Source organism: Alteromonas sp. ABH4_452 (assembly GCF_056311825.1).
In genome coordinates, this window is the sequence record NZ_CM149973.1 from 153,926 (window position 1) to 179,064 (window position 25,139).

Sequence of the window (25,139 nt, forward strand, 5' to 3'; positions counted from 1 at the left end):
CATGCAGTTTTTCAGGTCTATCAACAAAGTCGAGGCAATGACCTTCGACCTTGACGACACCCTCTATGATAACGAACCTATTATTCGACGGGCTGAAGAAGCGCTTCAAGCGCATATTGCTAGGCACCATAAGTCAGCCGACGCGCTGTCGGCTAACGACTGGCTAGCACTTAAGCAAGCTGCCATAAAAAAGGACCCGCGCTTGGCTTCTGATATGGGGCAGCTTAGACGTGTAGTACTTACCGCCGCACTATCGAATACGGCTCCCGAAGAGTTAAAAACAGACCTGACCAACAGTGGTGAACTTAGTGATGCGGTAGGGGCCTGCTTTAACTGCTTTTACGACTCAAGAAGTAACTTTGAATTGGCTGACGATGTACACGCAGCACTTAAGGCAGTAAGTAGTCAATTACCGCTTATCGGCATTACTAATGGTAATGTAAACGCAGAAAAAATAGGGATTGATGGTTATTTTGAAACCATTCTCCACGCCAGCACATCGCGCCCGATGAAACCAGCCCGCGACATGTTTGATGAAGCCGCAGCACATTTACACATTGCACCGAAACACATTCTTCATGTAGGCGACAATATTATCAAGGATGTACAAGGAGCAATTAACGCTGGCTATCAAGCAGCATGGTTTGCCTGTAACAGACCCATGGTACTCGCCAAGGAGCCCGTTAGCGTACTTCCCCATGTCGCACTAGACAACCTCAACGACTTAACCCACTTCCTATGAATAATGGGGTCAGAGTCAGGACTCTGACCCCACAGCTTTAGTTATCTTCTAGGACGTTTTGGCGCATGGATTCACAGGGGCTTTGACAAACCGGTCTCCCAACTACCTTGGCAGGAACGCCCACTACGGTAACGTGGGCCGGAACACTATTTAATACAACGCTACCTGCGCCGACTTTCGAGCCTTCACCGATTTCGATATTCCCTAGAATTTTGGCACCTGCGCCAATTAACACGCCTTGGCGAATTTTGGGGTGACGGTCGCCCGACTCATTACCCGTACCGCCTAACGTAACGCTCTGCAAAATAGACACATTATCTTCTACCACCGCAGTCTCGCCCACCACAATACCAGTTGCGTGATCGAACATAACGCCCTTACCAATTCGCGCTGCTGGGTGAATGTCTACACCAAAGCTTGATGAATTGCGGCTTTGCAAAAATAGGGCTAATTGGTGGCGCCCGTGAAGCCAAAGATAGTGCGCCATTCTATGCACCTGCACGGCATGGAAACCTTTAAAGTGCAGTAAAGGAGTAAGGTAATCGTTCACTGCGGCATCACGCGCATTAATCGCCATAATATCAGCAATGGCTGCCTCGCTAATACCTGGCTCTAACAAGTAGGCTTCGTCGAACACCTCACGTATAGCAAGCGCAGGCATCACGTCATCTGCCATTTTGTTTGACAAAATGAAGCTTAGCGACGACTCAAAATTATGATGCGCAAGAACACTGGCATGCACATAGCTAGATAGCAAAGGTTCGTTTTCAGCAACAATTTGCGCTTCTTGTTTAAGCGTCGACCAGAAATCGATGGGCGTAGAGAGTGCAGTCATGAGCATATCCCGTTAATGTGCTGTTAGTGAGCTGGTTGTGTGCCAATGTACGTCGTTAATAAATTGGGGCCGTGTGCTTTTTCAGCTTGCCTAAAATGGCTTAACTTTTTGACTAACTCTCGCCTTGTATGAAAGTGCAGAGGTTGCCAAAGAAAAAGAGCTGAAAGTTTACCCGAGTTTGGCGTGATGCAATACCGATGTGATACCTGCCAAGCGCATAATTCGATCAATTTATCGTATTAATTCGTTATAGCTAATAACTGTATCTTTGATTTATGCACCTTTGGGCCAGCCTTTGGCAACATTAAGCACTATAACAATTTAATTAGAACGGTTAAAACACCTATTTCTTTCAATAAAAGACCCGTATAACTGCACATCTTAAACACCCAAATAACCGCGCTTTTACTTAACGAAAACGGTAAAAAACTGGACTGTATAAATTAACAGTCAGATGGCATAATAGCGTGCTGCTGAATGTGTAACAATATCAACTAACAGGTGCCAACTATGGATGTATCTCGACTGCTAGACGAGCTTAACGACAAACAGCGTGAAGCAGTAGCAGCCCCATTGTCTAATGCTCTAGTATTAGCTGGCGCAGGTAGTGGCAAAACCCGCGTATTAGTGCATCGCATTGCGTGGTTGATGGAAGTCGAAAACATCGCACCTTTTTCTATTCTCGCGGTTACCTTTACCAATAAGGCAGCGAAAGAGATGCGCGGCCGTATTGAGTCATTGATGGGTCGCAGCCTGCACAATATGTGGATTGGTACCTTCCACGGGCTTGCACATCGCCTATTACGCGCACACCACGCTGAAGCTAACTTGCCTGAAAACTTTCAGATTATCGATTCTGACGATCAGTACCGGTTGATTCGCCGCATTCTAAAAGCCATGAATTTAGATGAAAAACATTGGGCCCCGCGTCAAATTCAGTGGTACATAAACGGCAATAAAGACGAAGGCCTGCGTCCTCAGCATATCGAGACCCATGGCGATCATATCCAAAAGACCATGCGTGAAGTCTACGCTGCATATCAAGACGCCTGCGACCGTTCAGGCTTAGTTGATTTTGCCGAGCTATTGCTGCGCGCTCATGAGTTATGGGCAAAGAACCCTGAAGTGTTGGCTCACTATCAACGCCGTTTCCGTGCTGTGTTAGTTGACGAGTTCCAAGATACCAACAATATTCAATATGCATGGCTTCGTATGCTGTGTAGCGGCGACAATAACAACATTATGATTGTTGGCGACGACGATCAGTCTATTTACGGCTGGCGCGGTGCAAACGTAGACAATATTCAGCATTTTCTAAAAGACTTTAATGAGCCTACCACTATTCGCCTTGAGCAGAACTACCGTTCTACTGGGAACATTCTGAAAGCAGCGAATACGGTTATCGACAATAATACAGGCCGTTTAGGAAAAGAGCTGTGGACAGAAGATGCTCAGGGCGAGCTTATCTCTGTCTATGCCGGTTTTAACGAACTCGACGAAGCCCGCTTCATTGTTTCAAAAATTAAAGACTGGCTAAATCAAGGCAACGCCCTTAGCGACACCGCTATCCTTTACAGAAACAACGCCCAATCCCGTGTACTGGAAGAAGCTTTATTACACGAAGGGTTGGCCTATCGCATTTACGGCGGTTTGCGCTTCTTCGAACGCCAAGAAATTAAAGATGCCCTTGGCTATATGCGTATGGTGAGCCACCCGCACGACGATGCTGCTTTCGAGCGTGTGGTAAACACCCCAAGTCGCGGTATTGGTGAGAAAACCCTTTCGCAAGTACGCGACACTGCGCGTATGCACAACTGTTCTATGTGGCAAGCCAGCCAGCTGCTTATAAACGAAGGTGGCTTTAAAGGCCGTGCGTTAAACGCTATGCAAAGCTTTGTATTACTCATTACAGAGCTTGAACAAGCCACATTAGACGAACCGCTTGACCAACAGGCTGATAAAGCCATTCGCCAATCTGGTCTGTACGCCATGTACCAGGCTGAGCGTGGTGAAAAGGCTCAGGCTCGACTAGAAAACTTAGAAGAACTCGTCAGTGCATGTAAAACTTTTATCGTGCCAGAAGAAGCCGAAGAGATGTCGCCGCTGGCCGCGTTTTTGGCCCACGCTTCCCTTGAAGCAGGCGAAACTCAGGCGGACAAAGACCAAGACGCTGTGCAGATGATGACTATCCACACTGCAAAAGGCCTTGAATTCCCATTGGTGTTCTTAGCCGGCGTGGAAGAAGGTATGTTCCCTAGCCAGATGACCAACGACGAACCAGGTCGAATGGAAGAGGAACGCAGACTTTGCTATGTTGGTATGACTCGCGCTATGCAAAAGTTGTATATCACTTACGCAGAAAGTCGTCGATTATATGGTCAAGATAAGTATCATACGGCTTCGCGTTTTATTCGTGAGATGCCAGCAGATTGTGTGGAAGAAGTCAGACTTAAATCCACCATCTCGCGGCCTGTACATAACCGCTTTAGCCAAGCAACCTCACACGCCAGTTTTGAAGAAACCGGCTTTAGTTTGGGTGAGCGCGTAGTGCACCGTAAATTCGGCGAAGGCATTGTGCTAAATTACGAAGGTAGTGGTGAGCATGGCCGAGTTCAAGTAAACTTCGATGAATTTGGCAGCAAATGGCTGGTACTTGCTTACGCAAAGCTGGAGAAAGCGTAACGTTATTAATTGGCAAGGTAGCCTAACTCTAAGTTGGAATGTATGCAGCAACACGTGCTGATCATCGAAAACGGTGAAGGCAACCTTGAACTTATCGCTAAATTAGTACGCCGTTCGAGCCTTACGCCCGTGGGCGCAACGTCGCTCACCGAAGGAAAGGCTCGCTTTGCACAAGAAATACCAGAAAGTTTTTTGTGCGCCATTGTTGCTTACTCATTACCCGATGCGCCAAAAGGCGAAGCCATCGACTTTGCGGTTGAATCCTTCATTCCTACCATTGCGACAACAGAAAATCTAGACAATGCTATCCGCGACAAAGTCCTTGAGCGCGATGTTGTCGACTATATTCCGAAAGAAAATTCACAAAACTACGACTACCTAAACCGGCTTATAAGCCGCCTTGAAAAAAACAAATCTACCGGCGTCGTGGTGGTAAGTACCAATCGCGTTTTACGCTCAAAAACGGTTTCATTACTCCAGCGACATAACTTTATTGCCTTCGAATGCTTAACAGCTACCGACGCAATGCAGTGCCTCTCTGAGCATAAAAATGTGCGTCTAGTTATCACCGATAACACGCTGCCGGATATGACGGGCACCCATTTTGTGGCAAGCCTAAGAAAAGCGTTTTCTAAAGAACAGCTTGCCATAATGGGCATTGCTGGAGGTAAAGGCATGTTAATGTCTGCGCACTTTATTAAAAGCGGCGCTAATGACTTCTTACGCGTACCTTATTGCCATGAAGAGTTCTTGTGCCGCGTAATGCAAAACGTGGAATATATTGAAAGCGTTGAAGAAATTCGTCGTGTGGCGAATACAGATTATTTAACGGGCCTACCCAACAGGCGCCACTTCTTTTACATGGTTACGGTTCAGCACCAAAATTTATCTGATGATCATGCCTTGGCTCTTATCGACCTAGACTTCTTTAAGTCAATTAATGATACCCATGGCCATGACGCCGGAGACATAGTGCTAAAGGCCATGGCAGCACTTATTGAGTTTTACTTCCCAGATGAAATTATTTCGCGCTTTGGTGGTGAAGAATTTTGCATTTACATGCCTTCAACGCCTGTTGATGAAGCCTGCAAACGCTTGGAAGATTTCAGAAAAGTGGTAGAAGCTGAAGTTATCCAGCTTCCCAAAACCGATATAAAAGTTACCTGCAGTATCGGAGCAAGTGGTGCCCATACCCAGCGTGTAGATAAGCTGCTAAGCCTTGCCGACAAGCAGCTGTACGCTGCCAAAAATAGCGGGCGAAACCAGGTCAAATGCGAGCCGCCTGATGCTCCTCACCAAGAGCAAGGCTCCTTATTGTAGTTTTCGTTTTGGCTTTACGTCTCAAAAGACTGCAAGAACCAGCCTCTACTCTACCGCTAGCTTTTGCGCTTTACGCTGACTGCGATAATTAACCAAGGAGTCGGCACTAAATAAAATTAGCGCAAGCCACACAAACCCGAACGTAACCAAACGCGACTCTTCAAGGGGTTCGCCGTACAGGTAAACTGCCAATATGAACATAAGCGTTGGCCCTATGTACTGAAAAAAGCCTAACGTTGAGTACATAATGCGTCGCGCTGCAGCGGTAAAGCAAAGCAACGGGGCAGTGGTAACAATGCCTGCCGCTAAAATAAGGGAGTTTAGGGTGACATCATTATTAAATAAGTTACTGTATTCAGAACCAAAGAATACCCAGTAGACGATAGCTAATGGCGACAACATTAAGGTTTCAATGAACAGACCTGGTAGCGAGTCTACCGCCACCTGCTTACGTAATAAGCCGTATACACTGAAGCTTCCAGCAAGTACTAAGGCAATCCAGGGCACGTGGCCGTAAGAAAAAATAAGAATTGCTACACCAATAACAGCAAGCCCAACCGCTACACGCTGCAGATTGCGCAATCTCTCGCCTAAAAATAGCCGGCCTAAGAAAACGTTGATAAGAGGGTTAATGTAATAGCCCAAGCTTGCATCAAGAATATGGTCGTTATTGATCGCCCAGATAAACAAAAGCCAATTTGCCCCCAGCAACAGCCCAGCTACGAACAAAATCTGCATAACTCGCTTATTACGAAGAGCAGCCCCAACTTTTGGCCATTGTTTTAATGCAGCGATTAGCCCAACTAAAAGCACTACAGACCAAATTACTCTGTGCATGAGTATTTCAGCGGCGGGTAATACCATTAACTGTTTGAAGTAAACAGGTGCAACACCCCACATACTGTATGCGGCAATCGCGCAAATAACGCCGACTTGCGCGGCACTGGCTTGCTTAGACAAGGCTGGCTCCAACGAGATTCAGGGTAAGAAAGCGCGTATTGTTTATCAGGTTACGGTAATACACAACCCTTAACGCTTTCCAATGCGGCAAAGGGCAGGTAACAGGCGGTACAACCAACGAAAAAAGCCCCACCAATTGCATTCCTTCAGTGGGGCTTTAGATGCGTACGACACTTTTAGGCTGAACGAGGCCCTAAACCGGAGCCATCTTTCAGAAGAAGCCGACTTATAGAAGAAAGAGCGTTCCCAACCCCAAAAACGCCACAAAACCTACAATATCGGTGACAGTAGTCAGTATGACCGACCCAGACAATGCTGGGTCTATTTTAAGCTTGTCTAAAATGACGGGCACGAATACGCCAGCTAAGGCAGCGGCGACAATGTTGAACAGTATGGCTAAACAAATCACCAAACCAAGCATAGCGTCAGTGAACCAGAAATAAGCAACCACGCCGATTACCAAAGCCCAAATCACGCCGTTCACCCCGCCTACCTTCAGCTCTTTCACCATTAGCGCCCGTAAATTGGCTGGGGTTACCTGCCCTAGTGCAAGCCCGCGTACAATCAAGGTAAGCGTTTGGCTACCAGCAATGCCGCCCATACTCGCCACCACTGGCATAAGTACCGCAAGGGCAACAACTTGCTGCAGCGTACCTTCAAACAGCCCAATAAACCAAGATGCCATAAACGCGGTGAGCAGGTTTATGCCAAGCCACAGGGCACGGTTTTTCGCACTTTTTGCTACAGGCGAGAATAAATCTTCGTCCTCATCCATACCTGCCGACGCCATCACCTGGCGTTCGTAAAATTCATTGACTAGCTCGCTCGCCGAGGACACATCTAAACGACCTAACAGTTTGTTGTTCTCATCAACCACCGGCAGCGACGCCAGACCTGAACGCTGTACAAGGAGCGACGCATTCATGGTGTCATCCTCTCCCTGAATAGTAGTCACATTTTCTTCAGATAAATCAAATAGCGACACGTGATCTTGTGCGTTAAATAGGTGGCTAATTTTAACTAATGCTGAAAACTGACCCGACCGATTCACAAGAAAAATACTGTCGCAGTGCTGAGGTATATCACGCCTTAATAGCCGCAAGCCCTCGCGTACTTTCGCGTTCGACGGCAATACTAACTGTTCGTGGTTTACCCAGTGACCTATTTGATTATCGGGAAATTGTGTGGCTTCTCTGAAGTACTTTCGCTCTTTGGAGTCGAGTGACTCATACGCCATATCCACAAGGCGCTTTGGCAGTGAGTCAAGTAGTTCAAGTAAGTCTTCGGCATCAATATCAGCAAAAATAGACGCCCATTCATTGTGAGGCGTATTGTCGATAAGGATTTCACGAGGATCGCTACGCATCTCAACAAGTACATCGAGCTTGCGGTCGCGAGAGATACCATCCCACACCACCAACCGTTTTTCTACAGGCAGTGATTCTAAAAGAGATGCAATGTATACCTCGTCTTGTCCGGCTAAAGCCGCCAACAGAGTTGCCGGGTCATCCCCTATACTTTCGGTAACAATCTCTTCGATTAAATCTGGTAATGGCTCTGCCATGCTACACCTCCCGTAATACCGCTCACTTCCCTCACACAACGAAAAACAAGTATTGCGGGATAATGCAAACCTATTGAGGCACGGCTATCCCAGCATATAAGTACCCGTGCCGAAGGCGATATGATCGCTTTTTTCGTTGTGTAACTCCATTCTGCAAACCACTAGTTTACTACCCTTGCGTATAATCGCTGCCGTCGCGATAAAGCGCTCGCCACGCCCTGGACGCAAATAGTCAACACGCATATCAACGGTGCCCATGGTCGGCAATCTAATCTGCAAATCTGCAAGGTGCTCTTCTGGGGTTTGCTTTATGGTCTCTAAAATTGAAACTAAACCACCGATGGTGTCTAGCATAGTCGCTGTTACGCCGCCGTGTAGAATTTTTTGCAAAGGATTACCGGTAAGCGTAGGTTGCCAATTGAGGTGCAACGAAATCTGTGTATCTAGACCGGCACCTTGCGTGACAAATTCCAAGCCCAACAGCTGATTAAAGGGCATGTTATCACGAAAAAGCGTAATGACATGATCGATCATAGCTTGGTGGTCTAATTTCTTATTTACCCTAGTCTCTTCATTGATAGGCATTGTGTAATCCACTTAATGTGACAGTACCCACAACATTACTATTGAATATATCGAGTAAGGAAATTCATCCAACCAATATTATCCAATCAGAGCCATTTATGTACCACAACGCCCTTATCGGTTCCGCACCTTCACGCCACACAATTTGTTCAAAAAGCACACGGCCCTGTTTATTTGAATGGTGATTACCCGTGTCATCGCTACATTTTAGTCTAGTTTTTTAAATTGCCCCGTGAAGCCGAGCCTAAAAACGCGTAAAATCCTGCGCCATGACAACTGCAATCGCGCCATCAGAATTAACGCCTGAAACCCAGCACGCAAAAACGCCTGAAACCGTCTTAAAAAAGGTATTTGGTTACGATGCTTTTCGCGATGGTCAGGGCGAAGTTATTCACCAAGTATGTGAAGGAAAAGACGCACTGGTTTTGCTACCTACAGGTGGCGGGAAATCGCTGTGCTATCAAATCCCTGCACTGGTGCGAAGCGGCACCGCTATTGTCGTTTCACCGCTTATATCGCTTATGCAGGACCAAGTAGAGCAGCTAAAAGCGCTTGGCGTAAACGCCGCCTATCTTAATTCCACGCTGGAAGCTGACGAACAAGCGCGCATAAACGATGCCCTCCAAGCTGGTAAGCTGGATTTACTGTACGTATCGCCAGAGCGTTTAATGCAGTACTATTTCCAGCAGTCGCTAGCCCACGCCGACATCGCTTTATTTGCCATTGATGAAGCGCACTGCGTTTCCCATTGGGGTCATGATTTTAGGCAGGATTATCGCGCCTTGGGTCAAATAAAGTCTCGTTTTCCCACTATTCCCGTCATCGGCCTAACGGCTACGGCAGATTCAGCGACACAAGCAGACATACTAACGCAGCTAAACCTAAACGACCCGCTCGTTTACAAAGGAAGCTTCGACAGACCCAACATTCGCTACCGCGTAATGAGTAAGTACAAGGCTTTCGATCAAGTTGTCGCTTACGTAAAGCAACAAGAAGGTAGCGGCATTATTTACTGCAACAGTCGCGCGAAAGTCGATGACCTACACGCAAAGTTATTCAAGCAAGGCTTTCGCTGCGCGGCGTATCACGCCGGTATGGATAACGACGAACGAGAGTTAGTACAGCGTCAGTTCCTTAATGACAAAATCGATATTGTGGTGGCCACTGTTGCCTTTGGTATGGGTATCAACAAATCAAACGTGCGTTACGTGGTGCATCATGATGTACCGCGCAGTGTTGAAAGCTATTACCAAGAGACTGGGCGCGCCGGGCGAGATGGCCTAGAGTCTGAAGCCCTATTATTGTTTGACGAAAAAGACGCGGCCCGCGTAAAACAGTGGATAGAGCAAGGCGAAATAGCTGAGCGCAACCAAATAGAGCTGCAAAAGTTCGCGGCCATGGAAGCCTTTTCAGAAGCACAAACCTGCCGGCGGCAAGTGCTTCTGAACTACTTTTCGCAGTTCAGTGACAGCGCCTGTGGCAACTGTGATATCTGTCTAGATCCCCCTAAAATGATTGACGGCTTAGTGATAGCGCAAAAAGTACTATCGTGCGTATTAAGACTTTCACAACAAGCTTCTAGTCAGTATGTAATTGACGTATTGCGAGGCAAGCAGCTTAGGCGCCTCCAAGAGGCCGGCCATCATCAGCTTTCAACCTATGGCATAGGTAAGGATAAATCGGACAGCTACTGGCATAACATTATCAACCAGCTTGTGCATAAAGGGCTTATTCGCGTTGATATAACTGCTCACGCCGCACTGAGATTAACCGAAGCCGCACGGCCCGTACTAAAAGGCGAAGTCGCCGTTCAATTAGCCGTACCGCGACTTGAATTTAAGCCCGACAAGAAAAAGGCAAAGCACGCGCCTGCTAACTACGACAGAACCTTGTTCACGCGCCTCAAGCACTTGCGCAAGGTGTTGGCCGAAGAAAATGAGGTGCCGCCGTATGTGGTATTTAGCGACGCCACTTTGGTTGATATGGCGTGTAAACTGCCTACTACACGCAACACGTTATTAGAGGTAAGCGGTGTGGGCCAAACAAAATTGGAACGCTACGGTGAGGCCTTTATTCAGCTCATTGACGACTATATCAATCGCGACCATTAAAAGCTTCAGGGCCAATTAGGTTTTTATTTCCCAGTCGGCCGCAGGGTTTGCACAAAGTAAAGGTGCGCGCCTTGCGGATGAACACACTAGGCGTAAGCGTACTCACCACCCTTTTCTAACGCTGCTTTGTAAGCTTCTCTGGCATGAACACGCTTCACGTAACCCTGAATGGCAGTAAAGTCTTTCGCTCGCCCGCTGGCTACCAGCGACTCTAACGGAAATATCATTTGAACATCTGCGCCACTTGGTGCATCGCCGGCAAACCAAGTGTTCTTCGCGAGGTAAGATTCTACATAGCGCAAACTTTGAGCCAAGTTAGGACCATAATAGGCATTGAGAATACCGTCTATTAGCTTATTAGTGATAGGTTTTATGAAAAAGGGTTTAGAACCTTTCTGCCGTGCTTTTTCTAGCACCAAATTGGCCACCAATGGCGGCATTAATGAACCTTCCGCGAAGTGAAGCCAGAACCAATATTGTTGAAGTGCTTCGGGGTCTTGGGGAACAGCAAATGCGTCGGTAGCGTGATGGCGAACTAGATATTCCACAATAGCGCCAGATTCTGCAATTGCACCGTGTGGCGTAGTAAGAACAGGCGAGCGACCCAATGGATGCACAGCCCGCAGCGAGTCAGGCGCCAGGTTTGTAGTGCTGTCTCGTTGATAAAATTCTATTTTGTACTCTACGCCTAGCTCTTCTAAAAGCCACAAAATTCGCTGTGAGCGAGAGTTATTTAAATGGTGAAGTGTTAGCATACCTCGTCCTTAATACGCTTAGTTTAACGCTATTGTTTTTGTGTTGTACTATATACACTTTTTAAACCAAGCGGGTTTACTAACGCCAATAAATTGTTAACTTCTATGCAAAAACTTACAAAAGAAGACATTCTACAACACGCCCTTGTTAACGAAGGCAGCGTAGAAATTCGCGCTGCGCTACCCGCTACCCCACTTAAAACTCAACAGTGGGCGGAACATTTTTGTGCATTATTTAATTTCAAACTTTCAGAAGCAGATTGGGGAGCTGACCGGTTTCAGGCAGTTGTCACCGCAAGTGCAAGCGACACAGATTTGCAGTGTATGCTTTGTATAGAATGGCTTTGCGAAGCGATATGGCTGGAGCCTATTGGTACGCAGCAGTCGCCATCGGTAATTTTTAATTACCTTTTGCAAGCATAACCCGTAAATTATCACTATACGTTGAGTTTGGCTTTTCGTTAAAACTAGTATTATTCTAAGGGTAGCATCCAAAGGATAAGAGGGCTTAACAACACATATTTCGCCTTTATAAACATCCTCTTACTATGTGGTTCAAGGAATTAACGAGTGGTAATAGCCCGGCTATTTAAGTACGTATCAGCTTTGCTCATCAGTTGGATGTTGCTAAGCCTAAACGTTTCGGCTAACAGTCAGCTTACTGTCAATGAGTCCTTTGAGCGGGAGATTATTAATCTCCATGCGCGTCTGTCTGTCGCCCCCACTAGCGCCACATATTTTGATGTTTTAAATGGCAACACTAAGGATACTTCAGCCAACGCCTCTTTTACCGATGAACGCATATGGTATTCCACCGAACTAATTCATACAGGCTATAGCCCTATCCCATTAGTACTCAATGTTGACCGCCTGAATGTGGACGATTTACAGATATTTCTTCTTGATAGTAGCGAGCGAATCATCAAGTCCTATCGGTACCAAGCAGGAAAAGGTGATTATTCTTTAAAGCAGCCACTTCCTAACATTAGGCTTGCATTTACTCTTCAGCCTTATCAAGACGCTCGCTTACTCATTGCGGTAAAAGACGAAGGGCTTAAGTACTTCCCTATCACCTTGTGGGAAAGAGACTTACTCGCACAGCATGACACCAATATGCTTACTTTGCTTGGAGCGATAACGGGTATCATGGCGCTAATTGCGCTCTATTTTTTGTTTTCTTACTTGTATCAGCGCATTGCCACTCGGTTTTGGCTTACCATGTCGTCGCTTGTACTTATCGCACTATTGTTTATAACAGCAGGAGGATTGGCAATTTGGCCAAGCTTAACTAACGGCAGCGAGCACTTCTATGCTGTATGTTTTTGCATGTTATTGTTGTGCATTGCCAAAGTAACACACCATCTTTTCACCCGTATTCCCATTGCTCTGCGGTCCCTAAGTTATCTTGTACCCGTCGTCGCTACCGCCTACTGCTTTATTGTGAATACCTATATAGCGTCTATCACACTTCTACTGTTAACCGCGGGCATGGGGCTTTATCACGTTTTACTAGCACTCGTATTTAAAGATAAAGGGAGTCGTGCAGTAAGTATCACTTATACACTTGCCTGGCTTTCCTTTTTTGCATTTTATGCACTGGTAACGCAAAACCTATTTAGTAATATGGTTTATACCGTAGACGTTGCTATTGGAATGCTGTTCTTTCTTACTCTCGGCTTTATGTGTTTTGGCTTTGCTGTCATCGCCAAAGAAGACGTGTTAAATCAGCGACAGCTTTCGACACAAGCAGAAACCATATCAAGCTTGAATCACTTCTATGATTTATTTAGGCACTCAGCGGAAGGGCACTACACCTCAACATTGGATGGAAAGCTTATTTCCGTTAATCCGGCCATGTGTAACGTATTCGGCTATGAAAACGAAGAGAAGATGCTTGCCGAAGCAGAGAACACAAAAGTGTTTTACGCCAGTGCGGAAGACAGGCAGGTTTTACTCGGTGAAATATCACAAAACGGTCATGTAACCGGTAAGGAAATTAGAGGTCGGCGACGAGACGGAAGCGAGTTTTGGTTCTCCCTATCCTGTCAAATCCGAAAAAATGGCGAAGGCGACTTTCTCTACGGCTCTATTGTGGATATAACCGAAAAGAAGCAGTCAGACTTAAGCTTGCAATATTTAGCTACCCATGACTCGCTAACTGGCGTTTATAACCGACGCCAGTTTGAATCTATGTTTAAAGATAAAGCAGTGAACGCAAACGACACACCAGTATGTTTACTGTTTTTAGATCTAGACAGGTTTAAAGTAGTTAACGATACCTGTGGCCATAAAGCTGGCGATGTACTTATTAAGGATATTGCCCGTTTGATTGAGAACACCTTGCTTTCAGACGCACAATTGGGCCGCCTTGGTGGCGATGAGTTTGGCATTATTTATTCAGGTATTGATGCCGACGCCGTTTATGTAAATGCGGTAAAGATCCTAAACGCGGTGCAGGCTTATCGCTTTATGTGGGACAACCGCATTTTCAACTTAGGCGTGAGCATAGGTATGGTGGTATGCGACGATACCGATGTCGACCCGGGCCAGTATTTAAGTATGGCCGATGCCGCATGTTACTTCGCTAAAGAACAAGGAAGAAATCAGGTTCATAGATACAACAAAAATGACGAAAGTATGCAGCGCTACCAGCGCGAGCTTGATTGGGTATCTTCTATTAACAACGCGTTAGAAGAAGGTCGCTTCGAGCTTTTTTATCAATCGCTAAGGCCATTAAGCAAAACCAGCGACGGGCACTACTACGAAGTTCTGCTGCGTCTTAGGGAAAAAGACGGGCAACTTGTCGAGCCTGCCAACTTTTTACCCACGGCTGAGCGATTTGAGATGAATGTCAGTGTTGATAAATGGGTAGTAACAAATACCTTCAAATGGCTATCTGAAAACCCTGAGCACCTTGCACAATTGAAACGGTGCAGCATCAACCTTAACTGCCACTCACTGGCAGATAGAGACTTTACCTTGTTTATTCTCAATGCATTCGAAACCTTTAATATCCCGTACAACAAAATATGTTTTGAGGTTATTGAGTCAGTAGCCATCATTAAAATGGAAGTCACTCTTGCCTTTATGCGTACCTTTAACCGTCTCGGGTGTTCTTTTGCCCTCGACGACTTTGGCAGTGGCTTCTCTTCTTATAATTATCTTAAAAGCTTACCGGTGAGCCAGGTAAAAATTGACGGTATGTTTATTAAAGATATGCTAAACGACAGCGTAGATACGGCTATGGTTGCCTCTATTAACGATGTTGCCAAAGCCATGGGTATGCAAACTGTTGGCGAATTTGTAGAAGATGAAGGCATCATGGCACAGCTAGGCAAAATGGGCGTTGATTTCGCCCAGGGCTACGGTGTTGCTAAGCCCGCGCCTTTACGAGAATTTAAGCCCCTCTGATAACTATCCTTGATACACCCTTTGCGAAAAAAGTGATAGCACAAGCGTCAACTCGCGTATAATAAAATGGTAGACTTGCAAAAATAGAAGTCGTCCCCACTTATTGCCCACTGTCCAAAGTGTAGAAGTAACATGAGTAGCAAACAGCCTAAATACGAATATGTCAGTACCGCAAAATTACCCACAAGAATGGGTGATTTTAAAATACACGGCTTTGTTGAAGCCAGTGGTCAGGAGCACGTTGCCCTTTCTTACGGAGAGTGGAAAGAAGATGACGTAGTGCCTATTCGTATTCATTCAGAATGTTTAACCGGTGATTCTTTATTTAGTACCCGCTGCGACTGTGGTTTTCAGTTAGAAAAAGCCATGCAAAATATTGTAGATAACGGTCACGGTGTATTGCTTTACTTGCGCCAAGAAGGCCGAGGTATTGGTCTTTTAAACAAGATTCGCGCTTATAACCTTCAAGATAGCGGCATGGACACCGTTGAAGCGAACGAACACCTTGGTTTCGACGCAGACCTTAGAAGTTACGACATTTGCAAGCTAATGTTAGACACACTCAATGTTAAACACGTGGAGCTAATGACCAACAACCCTAAGAAGCTTGCTGCATTAAAAGCACTAGGAATAGACGTTGTAGCAAGAAAGCCAATAGATCACGGTATTACTAAAGACAACAAACACTACCTTAAAACGAAGACAGAGAAGCTCGGTCACGCCTTCGACCCGCATGTTTTCAAATAGCTAGAGACATTGGCAAAGCCCATACAAACTAGCATTCATTATCTTCTAAAAGCGCCCACTACAACAATGTGGGCGTTTTCTATTCAGCTTCGGTTAATTATCGTTCGAGCATAATGTATACATACTTACCACATTGCGCGCAAAAAGCAGCGGCTTTCGGCATAGCAATTTAATACCAGTCCGCTTAGAAAATTATCCTCTAAGCCGATTGGTATAAGGAGAATGTATGAAAAACATAACCTTATCGATAGTTATAGCGCTGTCCAGCGCGCAAGCGCTACCTGCACTTGCTCAGTCGAATACAAACCTTGCCCAGGTTTCGTCTTCAGCTCAGCAATATTCTGATGCCGAATTAGATAGTGCACTTGCGCCCATTGCCCTTTACCCGGATACACTGCTTACTCATATTTTAATCGCATCTACCTACCCTTTAGACGTAGTTTCAGCCGACCGCTGGCGTCAAAGCAATAAGCATTTAACGCCTGAACAAGTAGAGGGTGTGTTAGATGGCGTAAGTTGGGACCCGAGCGTAAAAGCACTCGCGCCATTCACCGAGCTACTTAATACCTTAGCCAGTGATCTTGAGTGGTTACAGCAGCTTGGCGACAATGTACTTATTGATCAAAGTCGAGTGTTAGATCGTGTTCAAGTGCTTAGGCAGCATGCTCATAACACAGGTAACTTGGTAACTAACGACTACATTGAAGTTGAAAGAGAACGAGAAAGCAGTCGAGAAATTATTTACATAGAGCCGCGCCAGAGAGAGGTGGTTTATGTGCCATATTACGACCCACATGTTGTGTATGGTAACTGGTGGCATCCAATTTCGCCAATTCGCTGGAGACACCATGTAAGCTACCATCACCATAGCAATGTATACTGGTCTCCAAGCGTTCGCCTTTCTACCTTCTTCTTCTTTGGCAGCGTGCATTGGCATAACCGTCACGTAGTCATTCACCGCGAGCCCGTGCGCCGCTATTACCACGGTAGCCCACGTAAACGCGTGGTAAGTCGTGACTATCGCCGTTGGGAGCACAATACAGTGCATCGCCGGGCACGTTACTCTAACCGCGTGGTTCACAGTGCGCCTGCACGCTATGAACATGCTGGTGTAACGCGCGCACAACATGTTTCCGCTAAACATATTAGAACGGCCAATCGCCCAGCGCATAACGACAATAAGCGCTCAGTAAGCTCTGTGACACGTACCAATAATGCTAAACCGATAAAGCGGACGATTGAGCCTAAACAAGTAACGCCTCTTAGAGAGCCCCGTCTGTCGAACAAGCAGAACTCTGTGAAGCGCAAACAGTCGATAGAGCATGCGCTGAAACGCAATCAATCGGTGGCTAAAAATGAAAAACCAACGCGGAACAACACACTTAAAGCCTTGAAGCGTGACAAGCCAGCTAGAACAGCGCCATCGCCACAGTCTAGGAAGTATGCAAACAGGAATGGTGCGCAACATGGTTCAGTGAAGCAAAACGTAAATCGTCATCGGATTGAAAGGACGAGTCCACAACACCGTTCCGTTGCCCGTGAAAGTAGTAAACCTAAGCGTGTAGAACGAACATCTAGCCATAGATCGGTAAAACAGTCTCAGCGAGAAAGACCACAAAGGCAAATATCTCGGGTGGAACGCAGCGTTTCGAAAGGAAATAGCTTAAAGCGCTGAACTTAATAGCTAGTTTTAAACGCTCGCCTTTAAATAAATACGGACAAGAACGGTTAGTTAAATAGCGGCTTGCAGATTCAGAGTGTGCACGCCGCTTTTTTTTCACTGCACTGACGCGTGGAATTTCAATAAAGCCTCTACAAAGCGAAGCGGAGACTGGGGGTCAAGGTTGAAATACAACGAGGGTTCAATGAGTTCAAGCTCCATTATCGCCCAATTATTACCCTGCTTCACCAAATCAACCCGCGCATACAATGCATCACACGGCGTAGCTGCCAGTGCTTTTTCAGCGATAGCCAGTTGTTCATTGTCTACGGTTATAGAGTGCAAGCTGCCGCCATGCTCTTCTTGCACGCGAAAGTCGCCTTTTTGCGGCACTTTCTTAATGGCATGGCTAAACTCACCACCGAAATAAAATAATGAATACTCCCCTTCATCAACAACGCTACTTAAGAACGGTTGAATCATAAAATCCCGCTGGTGAAATGTATCGTAAAGTACTTTCTGATTCACATGCCCCTCACGCCAGTCGGCAGCAGAAAGCTTGAAAGTATCATCAGCGTTAGCACTCAGCGTGGGTTTAACCACCACAGTGTCACAACCAAATTGCGCAAACGCTTCCTCTATAACATTGTTATTAAACTCGCTTCCCCACATTGTTTCGACAATAGGAACCCCTTTGCTCTGCAAGTCTTTAAGGTAGTGTTTTTCAATATTCCACTTCATCAAGGATATCGGGTTTAATAACACCGCACTCGACGCCTCAATGCCTTCTAAACAAGCTAAAAATTCTTCAGCGTGCTGCTGATAATCCCACGTGCTGCGAACAATAACATAGTCAAACTTATCCCAATTCGGCGAGGCGCTATGCCAAGAGACCGTTTTTACAGTCCACCCGCGTTGTTCGAAAAACGGTATTAATAATTCATCATAGACGAAAAAATCTTCAAGATTATCGGTCGATAAAAAAGCGATAGCAGGCATAACTGAGTCCTCAATTTACACGGGCTTCGGCGCATTAAAGTTTTGTAATAATTTAAGTATCTATACCAAAGTTAAATAGCGTAGACACCGCAATCTGCGTAGACTGCAGCGAAATTAGCACACCTATTATTTTTAACCTACACTTAATCTAAATAACCATCGGAGATCGGCATGCAGTACCCTTGGCTCCTTGAAGGTCACAAAATTTTTCGCGTTGTGATTGTTATACAATTACTCATTGCTGTAGCTATTGGTGTGTTTACAGGTGAACTTTTACCTGCGTTTATCTTTGGTATTCCTATTGCAGCTTTGCCACTTGTACTCAGCCTTCAAAATCCTTACTCGGCGATAAGCCGCCATGCTATGGCAATCGGCGTTCAATTGCTAACTGCGCTTCATATTCATCAATCTTTTGGGTTGATTGAAATTCACTTTGAAATTTTTGTACTTCTTGCCTTTCTTTCTTATTTCAGAGACTGGAAAGTAGTTGCAACAGGGACTGCGGTTGTAGCAGTTCATCATATTTCGTTCTTTTTTCTGCAGGCAGGCGGCGCGCCAGTAATGATTTTTGAAGAAGGTCATGTTGCCTTTACTATCTTGCTTATGCACGCAGCTTTTGCATTAACAGAAGGTGGCGTATTGATGTACATGGCTAAGCAAGCCCATCATGAAGGTGCAGGCGCCGCCGAGCTACGCCTGGCCATTGAAACCATGCAACAGACTGATGGCAAGCTTGATTTGTCCGTTGAGCTAAATCGCGGCAATAAAATAGTCAGGCCTTTCGCTGAACTTATTGATCAAGTGAAATCTCTCATCGAGCTTGCTTCTAACTTGACTGATGAAGTGGTAAAAGGGGCTTCAAATATGGAGTTAGCGGCTAATAACATGTTTGAAATTAGCAGAAATACTGACCAAGAACTTGCCATGGTGTCGGCATCGTCAGAAGAAATCGCACAAACCATGCAGCTTTCAACAGAGCAAACTACCCTTGCTAGTGATAAAGCGTCAGCAGCGCAAAGTGCCTCCCAGTCTACCCGCGACTCTATTTCTCAATCCAGTAAAACAATAGACTCGTTGCGCAACACGCTAAATGCTGCGGCGCAGACTAACTCGGCTCTTAACGAACAATGTTCCCACATTTCTGATGCCATGCGCTCGATTACTGCGGTAGCTGAACAAACTAATTTGCTTGCACTGAATGCAGCTATAGAATCGGCCCGCGCTGGCGAACACGGCCGCGGTTTCGCCGTGGTAGCCGACGAAGTGCGCACCCTGGCGATTCGCTCAAAAGAAAGTGCAGACCAAATTACTAGCATTACTGAACAGCTAGTAGCACAAACCGCCAGTTCGGTTGATCAAATGCAAACCTGTATACAACTGGTCGATGAAGCTGTTGTTTCAAGTGATAGTGCCACATCGGCCATGTCAGAAATCATGCAGCAAATCCGCGAAGCCAGCGAAAGTATGACTGAAATTGCCACCTCTGCTGTGGAACAAGAAACCGCGTCAGCTTCCATTGCGCAAAGCACCGCGCGATTGAGTGAACTTACTTCTGAAGAGCTTGCTACCGCTGAATCACTTGCAGGTGAAGTTGAAGTGTTGTCACAAATTTCTCAGCGTATGCGCAGCGCAATTGAACGCTTTAAGCTTTAAACACAAATCTTAAAGCACAGTCGAAAGCGTTTTATCTCATGCATAAAAAGGCGAGTTGGCTGCTACTTATATTATGGGCGATAGGGCTGCTTTGCGCCCTATTGGTATATGGCCAGCGTCAGCTATCAGACTTCGACCCTAACGGCGAATTGCTGCACCGCACGACTGCGCCAGACTTTGACGCCACCCTCGTTGCAATATTAGAAAAACAGGATATCCAACCAGGTTCTATCATTCATGTGGGAACTCAGTCCCGCTGCTATTGCGACACGCTAACAAAACCACACCAGTCTCAGTTGCTAGCAAAGCTCGGGGATGACTATCACCAAGTCAGGTTAAACGTGGAAGATGTACCTGAGCTAACAGCTATGCTAGAGGCCCTTCCGGCCCTTATCGTGCTAGATAAACACAAGCAACTTCGCTATCTTGGCCCTTACGCCACAGGCTATGGATGCTTTACCGGTAAAAACCTCGTCGAACAGGTGGTAAGCTACACCACGCTGCATCCCTATGCAGGTGCCGTTATTAACACTGATGCTACAGGTTGTTTCTGCTGAAACACTGGCATAAATTATGTACCCCTCTTTGTATCTCGTAATATCAATTTAGATAGCGGAAAAAATGGGCAAATATTGCACGCTCATAGCTATCTAGTGAAAGCTTTACAAGGAGTCCACTATGTCTAAGCACGCCACCCTCTATCGCATGGTCACTCCTGAGCATATTTGCCCTTTTGGACTCAAATCAAAAGACCTGCTCGAAAGAAAAGGCTATAAGGTCGATGATCACCATTTGTCTAATCGAAGTGAAACAGACGCTTTTAAAGAAAAGTACGGTGTTAAAACGACCCCGCAGACGTTCATAGACGATAAACGTATTGGCGGTTATGACGACTTGAGAGATTACTTCAATTTAAAACAAGAAAGTGAATTTGGATCGCGCTACACACCTATTATCGTAATTTTTTCCTTAGCGGCACTCATGGTGTTTGCCCTTATGCTAAAGGGTGGCCTACCAGCAGGATTAGAGCCTTTTATATTGAATTTTATTGGAGTGGCTATGGTCATACTTGCCCTCCAAAAGCTGCAAGACTTAGTGGCTTTCTCAAACCAGTTTATCACCTATGATTTATTGGCAATGAAGCACGTTAGATACGCGTATATTTATCCTTTCGCAGAGGCATTTGCAGGGCTTGGCATGTTAGCAGGGCTGCCAGCTTTATTGGTTTCACCGGTTTCCATTTTTATCGGCGCTATCGGTGCCGTTTCAGTTATCAAGGCAGTCTATATCGATAAGCGAGAGCTTAAATGTGCCTGTGTTGGCGGAAATTCAGATCTACCCCTTGGCTTTATTTCACTGACAGAAAACCTTGCTATGCTAGGTGCGGGTCTTTATATGCTTGCAAGATGGCTAGCCTAGTCTAAAAGATTGTTAAGGCTAGATAACCCGTCGTCCTATTGAGTGTCTTCGATAGGACGACTCATGCCTTTTAGGTGAGACACTACGCTGCGTCCCAAGGCACTTAGGTCATAGCCGCCTTCTAGCATACTTACGATACGACCTTCGCAACATGTATCGGCAACGGCGCGAAGCTGTTGGCTTACCCAGAAATAGTCATCTTCCACTAGGCGTAGATGAGCCATTGGGTCTTCAGCATGAGCATCAAAGCCTGCAGAGATAAAAATCAGTTCAGGCTGAAAGTTACGTAATGCATCGAACCAATACTGCACTTTTTCCCTAAAAACGCCTCCCGTAGCACCAGCCTCAAGCGGTACCGAGAGAATATTACTTGCTGAAACCGGCGAGCCACTGTGTGGGTAGAAGGGATGCTGAAAACTACTGCACAACATTATGCGCTGGTCGCCGGCGACAATTTGCTCGGTACCATTTCCGTGGTGCACATCAAAGTCGACAATGGCAACCCGTTTTAGCTCATAGTTTTGAAGCGCGTAGCGAGCAGCTATAACAATGTTATTAAAAATGCAAAACCCCATAGCACTATCGTATGTCGCGTGGTGCCCGGGTGGTCTAGTGGCACAGAAGGCTTGGCGGTCATTGCCTTCCATTACCCAATCGACAGCATTACACCCTGCTCCCGCCGACTCTAGCGCAGCATTTAAGCTGTGGCGCATCAAACCTGTGTCTTCATCTAACCAAGCCACATTGTCTTTGTTTTCTGAATACAGCGTTTTTTCGTGGTCGTTAAAGATAGATTGAGCTGCATGCTCGAACACACTCTTCACATAATATGGGTCGTGCGCTAGTTTCAGGTAGGCTTCAGCAATGGGAGTGGCGTCAGCATGCTCACACACCATATCTAATCCTGACGAAAGCAGTTGGTCATCAATAGCAAATAACCGGTCTGGCGATTCGGGATGGTCCTTGCCTAAATCGTGTTTGGTGCCGTGTTTGCCTCGAAATATTTTAATTGTCATGCAGTGATGCCACGTCTAGTACTAACTCTATATCACTGGGGTCGCCAGTAAATTTCCGTTTAAATTTAGCTTGTTCGAAGATAGTGATCATGGGGCTATTATCGCCACGCACATAGGCCATCATTTTCGCAATGCCTCTTATTTTTGCTACCGTGATAAGCTCGTTTAACAATCGGCTCGCCATGCCTTTTCCTTGCTGGGTTTCTCGAGTAACAAAAGCAGCTTCGCAGGTATTGTCGTTTGGGTTGTAGTAAAAACGCCCCACTGCGTGGATAGTAATGCGCGAGCCCTCTTGCCTCACAATACAGAGCGCCGCATCAGAGCTTTGATCTACCGACACCAAGTTACACGACTTTTCACGGGACATTTGTTTCGGGTCGTAGTTGTAGCGCAGCCTTAATGTTTCTTTTGTGTGGGAATAAAAGAATTCTTGCAGCCGTCTTTCGTCTGCCGGATTCAGAGGGCGCATGTAGAACGTCTCGCCTTGAATATTAAGCTTTTTAAGCTGAATAGCTCCCAGCTCCGGGATATCTGTGGGGTACTTTTCTTGATAATGGGGCACCCAATAATGCTGACGCACTTCTTCTAACAATGCTGCACGGAACTTAGGGTGGGCCACGCGAATAAGCTCTAGCGCACGCTCTCGAATACTCTTACCTTTAAGTGACGCTATACCGTACTCAGTCACCACATACTGCACATTACCGCGGGAGGTGACCACGCCTGCGCCTTCGCTTATACGCGGCGTAATGCGGGAGATAGTTTCATTTTTTGCCGTAGAAGGAAGCGCAATAATGGCTTTACCGCCTTTACTAATAGACGCGCCAGTGACGAAATCAACCTGCCCTCCTATGCCACTGTAAAAGTCATAGCCCAGTGAGTCGGCTACTACCTGCCCGGTTAAGTCCACTTCAAGGGCACTGTTTATGGCAACCATATTGTCGTTTTTAGCGATATTAGTCGGCTTGTTGACATAGCTGCTTGGGTAAAATTCAATATGCGGGTTACTGTCGATTAAATCGTATAGCTTGCGTGTACCAATGGCAAAACTGGTAACAATTTTACCGGGGTGGAAAGTTTTCTTTTTGTTCGTAATCGCGCCAGATTCCAATAGCTCGATAATACTATCGGTAAGCATTTCGCTGTGAATACCCAAATCTTTGTGATTACACAGATATTTCAGCGTGGCGCTGGGTATTTTTCCAATACCAAATTGGAGCGTAGCGCCATCATCCACCAGCATAGATACGTACTGGCCTATACGTTCTGCGACTGTATCTATTGGCGGCGGCGTCACTTCTACTAGTGGCTCTTCCGCTTCTATACACGCCGTTATCTCGCTGATATGAATATAAGAGTGCCCTGAGGTTCTTGGCACCTGAGGGTTAATTTGAGCAATGACTTTTTTGCTTTGCCTGATAGCCGACATTGCAATATCAACCGCTGGGCCTAGCGAGCAGTAGCCAAACTCATCGGGTGGACTTACGTTAACCAGCGCAGCATCAAGTGCCAGCGTGCCATCGCTAAACAAGCTTGAAATTTCAGAAAGGAATACGGGGGTATAGTCGGCTCGACCTTCATCAACTGCCTTTCGCATGGCTTCGCCGCCGATAAAGAAGGTATTGGCTTTAAAGAGGTTTTTATACTCGTCTTTTACCCATCGAGTATCGCCTAAGGCCAACATATGCACCAGTTCGATGTCGCTGAACCCTTCGCTGTTATCAATAAGGTGCTGAACCAACGCGTGCGGTACCGCCGCGTTTCCGCCAACAAAGACACGACAACCTGACTTTATCAACGACGACCATTGCGGCCCTTGAGGTAAGTTAAATGCCATTTCCACCTGCCCTGTTTTAAGCAATATCCCATCATGCCATAAATACAGGCAATTTCATGTATTAACCCGATGCAACGCTATAAGCGATTAGTCTTACCCTTACAAACTAATACGCAGATACAAAAAAGCCTACATCATCGATAGTTACCCAGGCGGTTATCGATAAGTAGGCTTCTAACAGCGTTTTTAGCTTTTAATTGCTAGGCGTTATTTTGCGTATTGCTTAGTGTAGTTTGCCGCTTTTGATTATTTAGCGTGGATCACTAACGAAGCACGGTAGCATAGCTTAAGAACACTAAAGCTCAGCAGCCGTTGCCATGATACTTAGCGCCCTAGTAGCGGAATTTCTCCAACCAATTTCTGAAGAAAGGTGAAATAACGGACTTACTGTTCGCAAGTCGATGCCCATCGTTTAGCAGCAACAGCTGCGCCTTTTGGTGGCGGGCATACTTAAGGCTGTTCTCAATTGGCACGATATCATCGTTCCAGCCGTGCACTAGACTAACATAGCCGTCGTACGGAAAACGTTGAACTTTATAGTTGGGTAAATAAAGCGCTGGCGCCATCAAAAATACGCCTCTGGCAGAAATTTGACTTGCGGCAGCAAGTGATACATACCCGCCCATACTCGAACCTACTAACACAACGTCATTACACTTTTCAGCGATAGTTTCCTTTAAGCGCTCTAAGCGGGCTTCGGGACAATCGAGATCTTGATAATCGATACTCTCAACACCAAAGCCCATATCGTTTGCTACATTCGAAAGCGTGGTTATCTTACTGCCCCATGGCCCGCTTTCTTTACCGTGAGAAAAAACAACCGTGGTCATTACCAATATCCCT

20 protein-coding genes are annotated in these 25,139 nt (G+C 46.0%); 11 read left to right on the forward strand and 9 right to left on the reverse strand.

Features of this window, described 5'->3' with window-relative positions; all coding sequences use genetic code 11:
• Position 1 precedes the first annotated feature (1 nt).
• The gene (locus ACYX4N_RS00645) at positions 2 to 742 is read left to right on the forward strand and encodes an HAD-IA family hydrolase (RefSeq protein ID WP_476055271.1); all 741 of its coding nucleotides are present in this window, start codon (positions 2 to 4) and stop codon (positions 740 to 742) included.
• 37 nt (positions 743 to 779) lie between these two features.
• Here ACYX4N_RS00645 and cysE read toward each other — a convergent pair whose 3' ends face one another.
• On the reverse strand, positions 780 to 1,577 hold the full coding sequence (cysE, locus tag ACYX4N_RS00650; protein ID WP_179982004.1) for a serine O-acetyltransferase: 798 nt from the start codon (positions 1,575 to 1,577) through the stop codon (positions 780 to 782).
• 510 nt (positions 1,578 to 2,087) lie between these two features.
• Between cysE and uvrD the strand changes: the two genes are divergently transcribed.
• Positions 2,088 to 4,259, forward strand: coding sequence for a DNA helicase II (uvrD, locus tag ACYX4N_RS00655; protein WP_118490711.1), 2,172 nt, complete (start codon positions 2,088 to 2,090; stop codon positions 4,257 to 4,259).
• Between the two features lie 42 nt (positions 4,260 to 4,301).
• On the forward strand, positions 4,302 to 5,579 hold the full coding sequence (locus tag ACYX4N_RS00660; protein WP_474802910.1) for a GGDEF domain-containing response regulator: 1,278 nt from the start codon (positions 4,302 to 4,304) through the stop codon (positions 5,577 to 5,579).
• 45 nt (positions 5,580 to 5,624) lie between these two features.
• On the opposite strand, the gene rarD is transcribed toward ACYX4N_RS00660, so the two are convergent.
• The 3 genes from rarD to ACYX4N_RS00675 form a co-directional block, all read right to left on the reverse strand.
• Positions 5,625 to 6,539 carry an EamA family transporter RarD gene (gene rarD / locus ACYX4N_RS00665; protein WP_476055272.1) on the reverse strand — a complete coding sequence of 305 codons (915 nt, stop codon included), beginning with the start codon at positions 6,537 to 6,539 and terminating at the stop codon, positions 5,625 to 5,627.
• 226 nt (positions 6,540 to 6,765) lie between these two features.
• A complete protein-coding gene (locus ACYX4N_RS00670) occupies positions 6,766 to 8,103 on the reverse strand; it encodes a magnesium transporter (RefSeq protein WP_474802912.1) in 1,338 nt (445 codons plus the stop codon).
• Positions 8,104 to 8,187: 84 nt separating this feature from the next.
• Positions 8,188 to 8,688 carry a thioesterase family protein gene (locus ACYX4N_RS00675; protein WP_474802914.1) on the reverse strand — a complete coding sequence of 167 codons (501 nt, stop codon included), beginning with the start codon at positions 8,686 to 8,688 and terminating at the stop codon, positions 8,188 to 8,190.
• 269 nt (positions 8,689 to 8,957) lie between these two features.
• Here ACYX4N_RS00675 and recQ point away from each other — a divergent pair, with 269 nt between their 5' ends.
• A complete protein-coding gene (recQ, locus tag ACYX4N_RS00680) occupies positions 8,958 to 10,799 on the forward strand; it encodes a DNA helicase RecQ (RefSeq protein WP_476055273.1) in 1,842 nt (613 codons plus the stop codon).
• 86 nt (positions 10,800 to 10,885) lie between these two features.
• On the opposite strand, the gene ACYX4N_RS00685 is transcribed toward recQ, so the two are convergent.
• On the reverse strand, positions 10,886 to 11,554 hold the full coding sequence (locus ACYX4N_RS00685; protein WP_474857290.1) for a glutathione S-transferase: 669 nt from the start codon (positions 11,552 to 11,554) through the stop codon (positions 10,886 to 10,888).
• A gap of 105 nt (positions 11,555 to 11,659) precedes the next feature.
• Here ACYX4N_RS00685 and ACYX4N_RS00690 point away from each other — a divergent pair, with 105 nt between their 5' ends.
• From ACYX4N_RS00690 to ACYX4N_RS00705, 4 genes are all read left to right on the forward strand, one after another.
• Complete coding sequence (locus ACYX4N_RS00690) at positions 11,660 to 11,977, forward strand: hypothetical protein (protein WP_476055274.1); 318 nt, start codon at positions 11,660 to 11,662, stop codon at positions 11,975 to 11,977.
• Between the two features lie 198 nt (positions 11,978 to 12,175).
• A complete protein-coding gene (locus ACYX4N_RS00695) occupies positions 12,176 to 14,965 on the forward strand; it encodes an EAL domain-containing protein (protein ID WP_476056403.1) in 2,790 nt (929 codons plus the stop codon).
• Between the two features lie 132 nt (positions 14,966 to 15,097).
• Positions 15,098 to 15,712 carry a GTP cyclohydrolase II gene (gene ribA, locus ACYX4N_RS00700; RefSeq protein ID WP_014947836.1) on the forward strand — a complete coding sequence of 205 codons (615 nt, stop codon included), beginning with the start codon at positions 15,098 to 15,100 and terminating at the stop codon, positions 15,710 to 15,712.
• Between the two features lie 226 nt (positions 15,713 to 15,938).
• Entirely contained in the window at positions 15,939 to 17,387 is a 1,449-nt protein-coding gene (locus ACYX4N_RS00705; protein ID WP_476055275.1) for a DUF3300 domain-containing protein, read from the forward strand.
• 102 nt (positions 17,388 to 17,489) lie between these two features.
• Here the strand turns inward: ACYX4N_RS00705 and ACYX4N_RS00710 are convergent, their stop codons facing one another.
• Positions 17,490 to 18,371, reverse strand: a complete 882-nt coding sequence (locus ACYX4N_RS00710) for an ATP-grasp domain-containing protein (protein WP_476055276.1) — start codon at positions 18,369 to 18,371, stop codon at positions 17,490 to 17,492.
• Between the two features lie 171 nt (positions 18,372 to 18,542).
• Between ACYX4N_RS00710 and ACYX4N_RS00715 the strand changes: the two genes are divergently transcribed.
• The 3 genes from ACYX4N_RS00715 (at position 18,543) to ACYX4N_RS00725 (ending at position 21,443) form a co-directional block, all read left to right on the forward strand.
• The gene (locus tag ACYX4N_RS00715) at positions 18,543 to 20,024 is read left to right on the forward strand and encodes a methyl-accepting chemotaxis protein (protein ID WP_476055277.1); all 1,482 of its coding nucleotides are present in this window, start codon (positions 18,543 to 18,545) and stop codon (positions 20,022 to 20,024) included.
• Between the two features lie 38 nt (positions 20,025 to 20,062).
• A complete protein-coding gene (locus tag ACYX4N_RS00720) occupies positions 20,063 to 20,581 on the forward strand; it encodes a DUF6436 domain-containing protein (protein ID WP_476055278.1) in 519 nt (172 codons plus the stop codon).
• A gap of 121 nt (positions 20,582 to 20,702) precedes the next feature.
• Positions 20,703 to 21,443 (forward strand): MauE/DoxX family redox-associated membrane protein, encoded by a 741-nt coding sequence (locus tag ACYX4N_RS00725; protein WP_476055279.1) that lies wholly within the window; start codon positions 20,703 to 20,705, stop codon positions 21,441 to 21,443.
• Positions 21,444 to 21,478: 35 nt separating this feature from the next.
• Here ACYX4N_RS00725 and ACYX4N_RS00730 read toward each other — a convergent pair whose 3' ends face one another.
• The 3 genes from ACYX4N_RS00730 to ACYX4N_RS00740 form a co-directional block, all read right to left on the reverse strand.
• Positions 21,479 to 22,459: a histone deacetylase family protein gene (locus ACYX4N_RS00730; RefSeq protein WP_476055280.1), complete on the reverse strand. Its 981-nt coding sequence runs from the start codon at positions 22,457 to 22,459 to the stop codon at positions 21,479 to 21,481.
• Positions 22,449 to 24,296: a GNAT family N-acetyltransferase gene (locus ACYX4N_RS00735; protein WP_476055281.1), complete on the reverse strand. Its 1,848-nt coding sequence runs from the start codon at positions 24,294 to 24,296 to the stop codon at positions 22,449 to 22,451. Before ACYX4N_RS00735 ends, ACYX4N_RS00730 begins: the two co-directional genes overlap by 11 nt.
• Before the next feature lie 332 nt (positions 24,297 to 24,628).
• Positions 24,629 to 25,126, reverse strand: coding sequence for an alpha/beta hydrolase (locus ACYX4N_RS00740; protein WP_118490741.1), 498 nt, complete (start codon positions 25,124 to 25,126; stop codon positions 24,629 to 24,631).
• Positions 25,127 to 25,139: the final 13 nt, after the last annotated feature.